Origin of the sequence: Streptosporangium sp. NPDC049376 (genome assembly GCF_044466505.1) — a bacterium.
In the GTDB taxonomy this organism is placed as follows: Bacteria; Actinomycetota; Actinomycetes; order Streptosporangiales; family Streptosporangiaceae; genus Streptosporangium.
The window spans coordinates 1-11,847 of record NZ_JBITMT010000042.1; the positions used below are offsets into that span (position 1 = coordinate 1).

Here is an 11,847-nt window from a genome sequence, read left to right on the forward strand (position 1 = left end):
CTTCGACAAGCTCGCCAGCCGCTACCTCGCAGGCGTCACCCTGGCATCCGTCATGCTCTGGCTCCGCCACTCCGAATTGTCAGACAGGCCTTAGGCCGGGGAGGTTGGTGGCGACCTCTACGCATTGCCCGTTGGCTCCGCTGAGGCTGCTCTTGTGGAACTCGGCGCTGGACAGGTCGGGGGACATGGGGTTCCTCGCCTTCGGACAGGCGGTCGCCGCCCATGCAACCTCTCGATGCCGTACGGGCACAACGAGGCCGAGAGGTTGGGCATCGAAGGCGCCGATTCGGTTGGGGAACGTTGTGAACGAGAAACTGTCAAGACCTGTGGATTCGCGATCCCCTGCGACGTCCGCCTCCCCGCACAGGGGCCGGACGGAGGGCAGGTGCTTGCGAGGCATGTTCGGCAGAGCGCCTTGGAACGATCAGCACCTGGCGGCGGACATGTCGACTCGTCAGGACGGTTCGTGGGCCAGCCGTTTGAGTGCAACGATCTGACTGCCTGCGAAACCAGCGACATCTGCCGCGACCGTTGCGAGAGTGAGCAGGACAAGCACACTCGCCGCCGTCGCAGACGCGACGGCGAGCACGCATGCCGCAAGCAGATTCGCCAGAAGTACCAGGCGAAGGCTCCCCATCGAAGGACGGAGACTGAGCCGCCACACGACACCGGACCACAGCACGACGGCCACACCGATGCCGCCGACGACAAGTGCCGGCAGCCTCACCGCAGGCGCGGTCAGGGGCGCGGTCGAAGCGATCACCACCCCGACGAGCAGGCAGTAGAGCGCATCAGCGCGGAGACTCAACCGACCAAGCCGACTCCCAGGCATACGCAGAGGCTAACGCCCGCCCATCATGGACGTACAGCCCAAGATCTTTGCCTGCGAGCATCTCGTCCAGGCGCAGGTGACCGTCCCCCGTTCGTTGGCGTGGCCCTTGCCCGGATCACATCAGGGCGGGGCCGGAGGGGTTCTTGCTGTCACGGACGGCGACCAGGCCGGGGAGGTTGGTGGAGACCTCAACGCGGTTGTCGTGGGTGCCGCTGAGGCTGCTCTTGCGGAACTCGGCGTTGGACAGGTCAGGGGAGATGGCTGCTCCCCGCCTTCTCGGGGAACCTGATTCCCGCCGTACGAACAAGACCCCGGCGCTGTGAATGGTGCCAGGGTCCTTGGGAGTGAAAGTGGTCAGGCGCCGAAGGCGCCGATTGGTGTCCCCGGTTCCCCGGGCCGACCGGGCTCCTACCCATCAACAGACCGGTGGCGACGGACGTGCTCTTGGCGCTCATCGCGGAGGCGGTTGCCCGGACACTGTAAGAATCGCGGACTATGGACAATCCGCACTCTTGCGACGAGAACGAGCCGACCGTCGCAGCGGTGGAGCGATGGCGGCGCGATCGATCCGATGCTCTGGCCGCTGACGGGATCGCCCTTACCGTGAAGGGTCCGTTCGACGCCCTCGGCATGGATCCCGTCTACATCCTTCAGCTGGAGCGGGCTTCGATCGAATGTGTGATCGCGGTCTTCCGGGGCGGCATATTGGACGTGACACGCGTTGACTGGGATGACCAGTCGATAGAGCATGAAGGCGTCCAGGTCACCTCTGCCGCCGAACTGGCGGAGGCGCTGGATCGGATCGTCTGGAAACAGCGGCGAGGCGGTTCTGAAGGTCATGGTTTTCGGCGCTCGCACCCTGGCGTTTGATCACCTCGGGGTTCGCGGCCTGGGTGATCCCCGAAACCGTGGAGTCCATGATCTTCATCTATGCGAGTCGGGTGACCATTGAGGACAGGTAGCCCTGCGTCGTGTTGACATCCAAGGCTTTCGTCTGGACCCGGTCTCACCCGAGCGTAGAACTCACGACACCGTTGTCCACAGGCGAACAGGTGAATGTGGGCGTACGGCAAGGCCGCAGGAGCCCAAGAAGCCCTTGGACGGGAAGCACTACCTCGCGCTGGTGCGGCAGGGGCTGGGCAACCGGTAAACGCGCCTGATCGTGGGGGTGTCTCAGGTCTGCGGTATTTCGTCGATCGCTGTGCCGTAGATCACCTGGTACCGGTCCACGGGGATCACGATGTCGGCGGTTTCGACGGGTTGTTCATCGGCCCAGTAGGTGCGCTCGATGGTGAGGACGATCGAGCCCGGCGCCATCTGCAGACGGGTCGCTTCGGTGGTCAGCACCATCCGGGCGGATACGGCCTCGGCGGAGTGGGTGATGCGTATGCCGATCGCCATCATGCGTTCGACGACGCCGCGTCCGGCGTAGGGGCCGTCCTCGGGCAGGACGATGGGCGTCCCCTTGGTCAGGGCGAAGGGTTCCCAGCTTGTGGAGAGCATCACCGGTTCGTCGTCGGCGGTGAACACGTAGTCGGTTCTGATCGCGTCCGGCCCGTTGTCGCTCTCGGCGAGCAGCAGTCTTTGCCGTACGGCGGGCGGCGCGGTCTCGGTGCGACTGCTGTACTGCCAGCCGCCGTTCACTCCTTGGGCTCTCATCTCGGCGGCGAAGGGACTGCCGCCGCGCAGAGAGCGATGCCAGGAGCGGACAAGTCTTCGGGGAGTGGGGCGTTCCCGAACGAACGTCCCCGCTCCTGGACGTGCGACTGCGTGCCCCTCGACGACCAACGTCCGGATGACCTTCCGCGCGACACCATCGGAAACCCCGAACTGTCGGGCGATTTCCGTCTGTGAGGGAAGGGCGGCTCCGGGGGCCAGTTCGCCATTGACGATCTGCTGGCGGAGCTGGTCCGCGATAGCGAGGTACAGGGCTCCTGACTGATCCACGATTCCAGCTTGACAGCAGGCTATCTTGCTCAGCAAGCTGGGTACCTCGAAGGCAAGCAGGATACCTAGGAGGGTCGGTGTATGAAGCCACGATTCCCGCCCGGCCAGAGATGGTGGAAACCATCCAAGCTTGGGCGCGCAACCTTGCTCTAGCCGCTCATCTCGACCTCGCTGATGCGGTTCAACAGGTGGCCGCAGCTCTTGCCGAGGATGCGGTTCGGCGGAATCAGCCCACGGCGACCGTGACCGTGCAGATGACGCTTTGGGAGACCGGGCTGCGCCTTGAAGTGCGGGATCCCGGAGAGAACGACCAGGTCGAAAGCGAAGGTGTCGCAGTCGTATCCCGACTCGCACGCGCATTCGGCACAAGCAAGAACAGGACTGGCCACCTGGCATGGGCCGAGATCGGCAGAGAACCCAACACGCCCTGACCAGTCAAGACGAACTCGCCACATCGAAAACGGACCTGCCCGACGGTTGCGACGTCGGGACAGGTCCTTGATCAGGAAGGTGACTCCTGACGTGAGCAAGAGTAATGCCCGGGACTCCAGCTCGGGCACGTCGATCCGGGACGGTTGCGGCTGCTTCGCCGGTGTCGTACCTCTGCCCATGGGATGTGCCCGCTGTGGCCATTCCCCCTACGCCCATGGCTGCTCCAGCCAGGACGGGCACGAGTACGCGCAGCCGTCCGGTCTGCTGATGAACGCCCGTCTCCAGGTCCGCCGCGTGTACGGCCCGCAGTTCCTTCCCGCGCCTCGGCCTCCGGTGGAGGTGGCTCCCGCCGAGGTGCTTCCGTTGGTGCCCGCCCAGCGGCGTCCCGACCCTGAGCCGGAGGCGCCCGCGATGGCTCCGGCCGCGAAGGCCGTACCGGACGGTCCTGTGGATGAGACCGAGCCGGATTGTGGGCCGGTGCCTGGTCGGCGTCGTCCTGCTCCTGAGCCGGGAGTGGCCGCGACCGCCGTACGGGAAGGCCCTGCGGATTCCGGGCCGGGGGCGTCTGCGGTGGTTCCGGACGGCCCTGTGGAGGAGGGCGGCGCTTCTGGGCCGGTGCCTGTGGACAGGCCGGTCGCCGCTCCGGAGGCCGCGCCCGTTGTGCCGGTACGGCCGTGGCCGCCTCGGCGAATCCGGCGCCCCTTCCCTGGCGCTTTTCGGTCGGGGATCACCTGGACGAGGGTGCGTCAGCCCGGTGGCGTACGGCCCGCGAGCGGCAGGCCGCCTCGACGCGGCGGCCGATGTCGCGTTCCCCAGGCTCAGGCGGCCTGTCGGCCCGGCGCTCGTCCGGCTGGCACACACCTTCTTCGTCGTCCCGCAGGGCAGGCCCGGCCGGTGATCACCTCGTCGGCACAAGCCTCTGGTCGGATCTTGGAGGTCCAGATCATGCACAGCACCCCCGGCCGCCCGGTGATCCCGGGCTGGCGGTTGATCATCAGTGACGCGGGCCGCTTCTGGGCCTTCCGCAACCGCCTCTTCCCCCGCGCCGCCGTACGGGCCGGAGCCGAGTCGGCCGTGGACGCCGACACCTTCGACGAGATCCAGGCCATCGTCGCCGAGCAGGAGGAGAAGGCCCGCGTCGCCCTGGTCGAGGAGGTCACCTCATGACGGGACGCCACCGCGACGGCCAGCCGTACGCCCCGGTCTATCGGCGGGTCTGGGACGGCCCCGCACGAGCCGAAGCCGAGCGGATCGACCAGGCCTGGGCCGACTGGACGGTCCTCTACAGCCTGGGACGACGCGCCTTCTACGCCGTGGCCTCCTGGGACGGACCTCGACCGGTGATCGTGGAGGACCCCACGGCCGATGGGTTGGAGGAGCGGATGCGGGAGGCCGAGATGATCCGAGCCATCCGGCTCTCGCCGCAGTCTTCCCCGGCGCCGGTTCGCAGGAGGGCTTCCCGTAGGCGGGCCGGAGTGGCGGTCACCGAGGAGCTCGGCGGGACGCGAACCGAGGTGATCACCAAGGAGCGGGGTTCACCGGGCGGGGAGACGGCATCCGCTGGTGGACGGCCTTCGCCGGGTGAGGGAATGGGGCCATGGCCTTCATCGGGTGAAGGAGTGGTGTCCGCCGGGGAACGGCGCTCGCCGGGTGAGGGAACGGTGTCCGCTGGTGGACGGCCTTCGTCGAGTGAGGCAATGGCGCCACGGCCTTCGTCGGGTGAAGGAATGGTGTCCGCTGGGGGACGGCCTTCGCCGGGCGAGGCAGTGGTGTCCGCCGGAGGGCGTTTGCCGGGTGGGAGGGCGGCGTGATGTCGGGTGTCGTGCTTCGGAGTTGCGATGCCGTACAGCAGGCCCATCCGGAGTGGCTGGTTTTCCACAGCTCGCGGTCCGGCCTGTGGAGCGCCTACCGTCGCTTTCCGCCGGTCAGGCCGGGGCTCGGGGAGGTGCTGCTGGTGCGAGCCGAGTCGGTCGAGGAACTGGACCGCAAGCTGACCGCCCACGCGCCTTCGGTCGTGCCGCCGAGCATCCGGGGTGTCGCCGTCGCCCGCGCCCTCCGGAGCGCTCGGACCAAACAGGCAGCGCGGACATCCCGGCTGGTCCGGGCCGTGCGGGCCGGGGACTGCTCCGCCGGATTGCGCAGGTTGCTGCGCTCGTGAAGCCGGTACGGCGGCTCGCCGTACCCCTTGAGCGTGCGGTCCAGGGATGAGGGACCTGGACCGCACACAACTCCGGAAAGCCGGTACGGCGGGCGGGAAGGCTCGTGGCCCGCTGTACCTCCTCAGACGTGCGGCTCAGGTGGGAGGGACCTGGGCCGCACACCTCCGCAAGTCGGCTCTCATGCACGCTGGGCGCGTGGTGGGGAAGGGGAGTCGTCTGGCGCACCGGCCCTGAACGTGTGGGGCCGGTCCTCCTCCAGGGTGCCTGGCCGTCGTGCTCCCCGGCTCGGGGCCGGGCACCCGCCCTCCTTGTCTCCGCGAGGACCTGCCGTCCAGGCCCGAACGGCTGGAAATCCCGGACCTCACGGCCCGAGCGGTCGAGGGCCCCGCCCAAGGGAAAGCCCCGGTCTCGCGGTCCCTGCGAAGGTTCTCCCGGCCTCGCGGCCCGAGCGATCGGGAATCCCCGCCCGAGTGAAAGGCCCTGGCCTCGCGGTCCGGGTTTCTTGTCCGCCCTCCGAACCAGGACGACCATGACCGAGTACGAACGCCGGTTGATCGACCTGCTCATCAGCGCCCACCCCGCCTGGCGCTACGAACATCTCCACCTGCCCGGCCTTCCCCGATGGTGGGCCATCCGCTACAAGCCGCTCCGGCCTGACCAACGCGCGGCCGGAGCCCGCGACATCCTCGGCCGAACCACCCTCCACCGCCTCGCCGACGCCCTGGCCCACCACGACGAAATCCTCCACCACACCCGCCCCTGACCCCTTTTGGAGCCCCCGTGTCCCCACTCAAGGCCGTCGCCCCCGACGGCACCTTCACCACCGGAGCCGGCACCACCGAACGCCTCCTCACCCCCGGCGAAGTGGCCCGCATCTTCGGCGTCGACCCCAAAACCGTCAACCGCTGGGCCCTCACCGGCCGCATCCCCTCGGTGAGAACCCCCAGCAACCAACGCCGCTACCGTGAAACCGACATCACCGCCCTCCTCAACACCACGTCTTGATCGTCACCTTCCGCTTCTCCAAGCGGGAGGAGGTCATCCCCGCGTGCGCGGGGAGCACCCAGAGAAGTACCGGGGCAGGTGGCCGCCCGCGGGACCATCCCCGCGTCGCGGGGAGCACAGGGTGGTGTACGGGGAGGACTTCGTACCGTCGGGACCATCCCCGCGTGCGCGGGGAGCACGGCTCAGGGGTGGCCCGTTGTGTGTGCGGCATGGGGACCATCCCCGCGTGCGCGGGGAGCACGGGTCCATCCCGGCCACGAGCCTCGCCAGCAGGGGACCATCCCCGCGTGCGCGGGGAGCACCCTCGGCGACCTGCGAGTTTGTCGGTGGTGAGGGCTGAAAATCATTACTTTCGTTGAGTCGGACGTTTCGGGCATCTTGTTTGAAGGGTGTGGAGGGCTCTGAGGGCAAGGGCGGTGGCAGGGTTTTCTGGTGCGTGGTGGGTTTCCCGTCTCGGGATGTGCTTGTGGATCATGGGGTTTTGTGTCGTGTCGCACGTTAGCCTGTGGTCGGCGATGCCTTGGTGAACTTCGTGGTGTGTCTGGAATGTCCAAGTCGATGGAAGTGATGAATTTCGGCCCTGGTCGCTGATAAACCTGCAGGTCGCCGAGGGGTGCTCCCCGCGCACGCGGGGATGGTCCCACGTCTGGGCTGATGGAACCCCGGCTCCCGTCGTGCTCCCCGCGCACGCGGGGATGGTCCCTGGAGGCCCTCCGCGCCCAGCTCACCACGGCGGTGCTCCCCGCGCACGCGGGGATGGTCCGACGGACCGGCCCGGCCTGGCCGCCGCCCTCAAGTGCTCCCCGCGCACGCGGGGATGGTCCCATGTCAGAACCGGCGATGCCGCAGACCGGGGAGTGCTCCCCGCGCACGCGGGGATGGTCCCAGGTCGACGTTGGTGTCGCCCAGCAGCGCCCAGTGCTCCCCGTGCATGCGGGGAAAGCTTCAGGGGCTTGCGGGCGGGCTAGTCGGATGTCCTCTCTCTTGCAGTGTTGGTATCGATGGCCGATACGCGATTCCCATTCAATGGGGACTGAGGTTTACGGGAACGTTTCCGGTCTGGGGATAATGAATTGTTCCTTCCGATTGCTGGGCGCGAGATTACGCTTACCGTGGGTGCTCCATTCGGGAGCCGAGTCAGGGAAGGAATGCCCATTATGGGAGAGCACGAAGGTAAGCCCGCTGAGAAGGAAAAGGTGTTTGAGCCGGCGCCGCTGACCAAGGAGCAGTCTGATGGTCGCCCCGATGACGGCAAGCACGAGAAGCCCTCGAAGTGAGCGGTATGGGGCCAGGCCGACGGAGGCTACGCGATCATTTGCTGGCCTCCGGGGCGATGACTCCCGACTGGGCGCCCGTCTATGACGCGGTGCCCCGGGAGCTGTTCCTGCCCGAGGTGCTGTGGCCCTCCGTCGAGGGGCGGCGCCTGGTGGTGTCCAAGACCGATGATCCCGAGGAGTGGTATCGCTGGGCCTACACCGACGTGCCACTCATCACCCAGTGGGACGACGGTGGGCCACTGCGGGCCGGAGCCGACCGTGGAGATCTGGCGACCAGTTCCAGTTCGATGCCAAGCGTGGTGTTCTCCATGCTCGCCGACCTGTCGGTGTTCGAGGGCGCGAAGGTTCTGGAGATCGGTACCGGCACCGGCTGGTGCGCCGCTCTGCTATCGGCCCGGCTGGGTGAGGACAACGTGGTGTCGGTCGAGATCGACGAGGAGGTGGCCGAGACCGCCCGCAAGGCTCTGGCCGCCGCCGGGTGGCATCCGAAGGTCCGCCTCGGTGAAGGTCTGCAGGGCATGCCGGAGCGGGCGCCGTACGACAGGATCCTGGTCACCGCGGGCGTTCGTGAGGTTCCCTGCACCTGGGTTCGGCAGACCCGGCCCGGCGGGGTGATCGTGCTTCCGTGGGGGCCGGACTTCACTGATCAGAACGCCGTCGTGCGACTGGTCGTGGCCGGCGACGGCAGCGCCGGCGGACGCTTCACGGGGCCTGTCCGGTTCATGCATGTGCGTTCTCAGCGGGTGAGCTGGGCTTTCAGCGACTACCTGCCTGATGGCGACTGGCCCGCCGATACCCGTGAGTCCACCACCACGCTTACCGAGGCCGACGTCGTGACCGATGACCCCTTCGCCGCGGTGGACTTCGTGCTCGGCCTGTTGGTGCCCGGCTGTTCCCACACCGTTGGCCGCAGCCCGAGCGGCAAGCAGACCATGTGGTTGTTCGGGCTGAGGGATCGGTCATGGGCCGCGACGTTCTTCGACGAGGAGAACCCTTCGGCCTCGCGCGTTTACCAGGGGGGGCCGCGCAGCCTGTGGGATGAGGTCGAGGCCGCGTACCGGTGGTGGGTCGAGCAGGGGAGGCCGGGGCATGAGGAGTTTGGGCTGACGGTCACGGTAGACGGCCGCCAGGAGGTATGGCTGGGCAACCCGGGCGAGACCGTACCCGCCCACTGAGGTGACGACCCGGGCTGGCGACACACCCTAAATGACCGTGCGCCAACACCCAGCGAGCGGACCTGTCCTTCGACCGTCGCCAACGAAAAGAGGATCACCCCCGCGTACGCGGGGAGCACGGCGAGCGCACTGTGAACACGATCGCATGGCTGGGACCATCCCCGCGTGCGCGGGGAGCACTGCAGCATCTTCACGGAGTTCAGAGGCGGGTTCGGACCATCCCCGCGTGCGCGGGGAGCACCCAGCCCCTTCCTCACACGTGAAGTTGCGGAGGGGACCATCCCCGCGTGCGCGGGGAGCACTGCGCGGGCGAGAAGGAGCAGGCCCGGATCGTGGGACCATCCCCGCGTGCGCGGGGAGCACTCGGCGAGCATGTTCCGCGCGGACTGGGGCGCGGGACCATCCCCGCGTGCGCGGGGAGCACCGACCATATAGGCCCCGTCCCCTTCCGCATCGAGGACCATCCCCGCGTGCGCGGGGAGCACCCTCGGCGACCTGCGAGTTTGTCGGTGGTGAGGGCTGGAAATCATTACTTTCGTTGAGTCGGACATTTTGGACATCTTGTTTGAAGGGTGTGGAGGGCTCTGAGGGCAAGGGCGGTGGCAGGGTTTTCTGGTGCGTGGTGGGTTTCCCGTCTCGGGATGTGCTTGTGGATCATGGGGTTTTGTGTCGTGTCGCACGTTAGCCTGTGGTCGGCGATGCCTTGGTGAACTTCGTGGTGTGTCCGGTATGTCCAAGCCGATGGAAGTGATGAATTTCCGCCCTGGTCGCCGGTAAACCCGCAGGTCGCCGAGGATGCTCCCCGCGCATGCGGGGATGGTCCGGCCACCAAGGAGGTCACCAGCCAGGGTGAGACATGCTCCCCGCGCATGCGGGGATGGTCCCCCCGGTCGATCGAGCGGGCGCGGAACACCTGCATGCTCCCCGCGCACGCGGGGATGGTCCGTGCTCTGGGATGGTGCTTTGGTCGGCCAGGGTGTGCTCCCCGTGTATGCGGGGAAGGGCCGCGTTCGTTCGCCTCCAAGTCCACCCTGACCGCGTGGATGATCGGCGCGGCGCTGGGCGTCGGCCTCGATGTCTCCTGGGTGACCGGGGACGAGGTCTACGGCCAAGCTTCCCACCCGCGTGCCTTCCTGGAAGTGCACCGGCTGGGATACGTGCTGGTGATCGCCGCCAACCGGCACGTCAGCGGGCAAGGCGCCGAGGCCGCCGCCCTTCTGGGCGCGCCGTGACGTGACCGATTCGTACAAGAGAAGCCCATGGCCGACGACGTATCGTCGCTCGCATGAACGACCTTCTGCACCGGGCGAGCGGCTACCTGCTGCTCCACGCGAGGCTCCTCGACAGGCTCAGATTCGAGGCGCTGTTCGGCGGCGGCTCCCGGGCCCGTGTGCTCGACGCGCTGCGCGGCTACCAGAACGCCGACGGCGGCTTCGGCCACGCGCTGGAGCCCGACCTGCGCGGCTCCGGCAGCCAGCCGCAGCCCGTCGAGATCGCGTTCTGGCTGCTGGACGAGCTCGACGCGTTCGCCGACCCGATGACGGCCGCCGCCTGTGACTACCTGACCGGCATCAGCACGCCCGAGGGCGGCGTGCCCTTCATGTTGCCCACCGACGCGCCGCGCGCCCCCTGGTGGCAGACCGACGCCGACCCGCCCGCCAACCTCAACCCCACCGCACCCCTCGCGGGCCTGCTCCACAAGCACGGAGTCACCCACCCGTGGCTCGGGCCCGCCACCGACTTCTGCTGGTCACGGATCGCCGACCTCGACAAGATGCAGCAGTACGAGGCCCGCGCCGTGCTCACCTTCCTGGAGCACGTACCCGACAGGGAGCGGGCCCTGGCCGAGTTCACCCGCCTCAAGCCCGCCTTCCTGGCGGCCGTCTCCCTCGAACCCGACCAGCCGGGCCACGTCCACTACCCGCTCGACTTCGCCCCCGAGCCGCTGCGGCTGCCTCTGTTCGACACCGCCGTGCTGGAACGCCACCTGGACGTGGCAGTGCGCGACCAGGCCGATGACGGAGGCTGGGCGCCCAACTGGGAGATGTGGACCCCCCTCGTCCAGCACGAATGGGGCGGCTACCTCACCGTGGGCAAGCTCAAGATCCTGCGCGCGTACGGACGCCTCTAGCGAACCGGTTCTGTCGTGGGCCCCTGGTACTCCGATGACATTTTGAGGTCATGGTTGGGGTCCGCGCTGGTACCAGCTGGATCCGGCGTTCGTGGTCGTCCCAGAGGTAGTTGGCGTGGTTGCCGTCCGTCAGGCCGATGACGGGCGGAACGGGTTCACGGTGAGTTCGTCCGGGCGGTCGAGGACAGCCAGGCAACTGCCTCACAGTAGGCGTGCCGTACAAGGGGAACGAGGTCGAGGCCGCGTACCGGTGGTGGGTCGAGTGGGGGAGGCCGGGGCACGAGGAGTTCGGGCTGACGGTCACGGTAGACGGCCGCCAGGAGGTGTGGCTGGGCGACCCGGGCGAGGCTGTACCCGCCCGCTGAGGTGACGACCTGGGGCTGATGACACGTCCAAATGACCGTGCCACCAACACCCAGCGAACGGGCCTGTCCTTCGATCGTCGCCAACGAAAAGAGGGTCATCCCCGCGTGCGCGGGGAGCACTCCAGCGATGAGGTGTATGACCCGCGGTTCGGGGGACCATCCCCGCGTGCGCGGGGAGCGCAGCTCGCGCATCGCGCTCGACGTGTGTCGGCGGGGACCATCCCCGCGTGCGCGGGGAGCACCATGTGCCAGCCCCGCGCTGTAGTGCTGCACCAGGACCATCCCCGCGTGCGCGGGGAGCACCGTCTCGTCCTACCTCATCGGCTACCTCGCGACGGACCATCCCCGCGTGCGCGGGGAGCACAGCCTCAACCGCTTTGAAAACCCACACGAGGCGGGACCATCCCCGCGTGCGCGGGGAGCACCGGACTAAGGCCTGTCTGACAATTCGGAGTGGCGGAGCCAGAGCATGACGGATGCCAGGGTGACGCCTGCGAGGTAGCGGCTGGCGAGCTTGTCGAAGC

General features: G+C 68.0%; 14 protein-coding genes, 1 pseudogene and 3 CRISPR repeat arrays. Of the genes and pseudogenes, 11 read left to right on the forward strand and 4 right to left on the reverse strand.

The features are described from left to right. Window positions 1-454 precede the first annotated feature (454 nt). Together ACIBVQ_RS40300 and ACIBVQ_RS40305 are read right to left on the reverse strand one after the other, a co-directional pair. Complete coding sequence (locus tag ACIBVQ_RS40300) at window positions 455-808, reverse strand: hypothetical protein (protein WP_352013946.1); 354 nt, start codon at window positions 806-808, stop codon at window positions 455-457. Window positions 809-947: 139 nt separating this feature from the next. Then, window positions 948-1,139, reverse strand: coding sequence for a DUF397 domain-containing protein (locus ACIBVQ_RS40305; RefSeq protein ID WP_399184217.1), 192 nt, complete (start codon window positions 1,137-1,139; stop codon window positions 948-950). Window positions 1,140-1,327: 188 nt separating this feature from the next. Between ACIBVQ_RS40305 and ACIBVQ_RS40310 the strand changes: the two genes are divergently transcribed. Beyond that, entirely contained in the window at window positions 1,328-1,702 is a 375-nt protein-coding gene (locus ACIBVQ_RS40310) for a hypothetical protein (RefSeq protein ID WP_362911291.1), read from the forward strand. Window positions 1,703-2,005: 303 nt separating this feature from the next. Here ACIBVQ_RS40310 and ACIBVQ_RS40315 read toward each other — a convergent pair whose 3' ends face one another. Beyond that, window positions 2,006-2,491: a UTRA domain-containing protein gene (locus ACIBVQ_RS40315; protein WP_362784656.1), complete on the reverse strand. Its 486-nt coding sequence runs from the start codon at window positions 2,489-2,491 to the stop codon at window positions 2,006-2,008. A gap of 90 nt (window positions 2,492-2,581) precedes the next feature. Continuing rightward, window positions 2,582-2,779 (reverse strand): annotated as a pseudogene (locus ACIBVQ_RS40320) (winged helix-turn-helix domain-containing protein); the annotation flags it as partial. Between the two features lie 77 nt (window positions 2,780-2,856). Here ACIBVQ_RS40320 and ACIBVQ_RS40325 point away from each other — a divergent pair. From ACIBVQ_RS40325 to ACIBVQ_RS40370, 10 genes are all read left to right on the forward strand, one after another. After that, window positions 2,857-3,210 (forward strand): hypothetical protein, encoded by a 354-nt coding sequence (locus tag ACIBVQ_RS40325; RefSeq protein ID WP_399184219.1) that lies wholly within the window; start codon window positions 2,857-2,859, stop codon window positions 3,208-3,210. Between the two features lie 755 nt (window positions 3,211-3,965). Continuing rightward, entirely contained in the window at window positions 3,966-4,109 is a 144-nt protein-coding gene (locus ACIBVQ_RS40330; protein WP_399184221.1) for a hypothetical protein, read from the forward strand. 32 nt (window positions 4,110-4,141) lie between these two features. Beyond that, window positions 4,142-4,378 carry a hypothetical protein gene (locus tag ACIBVQ_RS40335; RefSeq protein ID WP_399184223.1) on the forward strand — a complete coding sequence of 79 codons (237 nt, stop codon included), beginning with the start codon at window positions 4,142-4,144 and terminating at the stop codon, window positions 4,376-4,378. A gap of 640 nt (window positions 4,379-5,018) precedes the next feature. Beyond that, the gene (locus ACIBVQ_RS40340; protein WP_399184225.1) at window positions 5,019-5,369 is read left to right on the forward strand and encodes a hypothetical protein; all 351 of its coding nucleotides are present in this window, start codon (window positions 5,019-5,021) and stop codon (window positions 5,367-5,369) included. A 530-nt stretch (window positions 5,370-5,899) separates the two neighbouring features. Further along, on the forward strand, window positions 5,900-6,133 hold the full coding sequence (locus ACIBVQ_RS40345; RefSeq protein WP_399184227.1) for a hypothetical protein: 234 nt from the start codon (window positions 5,900-5,902) through the stop codon (window positions 6,131-6,133). 17 nt (window positions 6,134-6,150) lie between these two features. Further along, window positions 6,151-6,375 carry a BldC family transcriptional regulator gene (locus ACIBVQ_RS40350; protein ID WP_399184229.1) on the forward strand — a complete coding sequence of 75 codons (225 nt, stop codon included), beginning with the start codon at window positions 6,151-6,153 and terminating at the stop codon, window positions 6,373-6,375. A gap of 34 nt (window positions 6,376-6,409) precedes the next feature. Further along, a CRISPR array of direct repeats spans window positions 6,410-6,677; the repeat unit is 24 nt; unit sequence CATCCCCGCGTGCGCGGGGAGCAC. A gap of 311 nt (window positions 6,678-6,988) precedes the next feature. Further along, window positions 6,989-7,323: a CRISPR direct-repeat array (repeat unit 30 nt; unit sequence GTGCTCCCCGCGCACGCGGGGATGGTCCCA). A gap of 385 nt (window positions 7,324-7,708) precedes the next feature. Then, window positions 7,709-8,827 (forward strand): methyltransferase domain-containing protein, encoded by a 1,119-nt coding sequence (locus ACIBVQ_RS40355; protein ID WP_399184231.1) that lies wholly within the window; start codon window positions 7,709-7,711, stop codon window positions 8,825-8,827. Window positions 8,828-8,918: 91 nt separating this feature from the next. Next, window positions 8,919-9,312: direct repeats of the CRISPR family, unit length 28 nt; unit sequence GGACCATCCCCGCGTGCGCGGGGAGCAC. Window positions 9,313-9,870: 558 nt separating this feature from the next. Continuing rightward, window positions 9,871-10,059, forward strand: a complete 189-nt coding sequence (locus tag ACIBVQ_RS40360; protein WP_399184233.1) for a hypothetical protein — start codon at window positions 9,871-9,873, stop codon at window positions 10,057-10,059. Between the two features lie 53 nt (window positions 10,060-10,112). Continuing rightward, window positions 10,113-10,958, forward strand: coding sequence for a hypothetical protein (locus tag ACIBVQ_RS40365; RefSeq protein ID WP_399184235.1), 846 nt, complete (start codon window positions 10,113-10,115; stop codon window positions 10,956-10,958). Between the two features lie 212 nt (window positions 10,959-11,170). Then, window positions 11,171-11,323, forward strand: a complete 153-nt coding sequence (locus tag ACIBVQ_RS40370) for a hypothetical protein (protein WP_399184237.1) — start codon at window positions 11,171-11,173, stop codon at window positions 11,321-11,323. Window positions 11,324-11,847 lie beyond the last annotated feature (524 nt).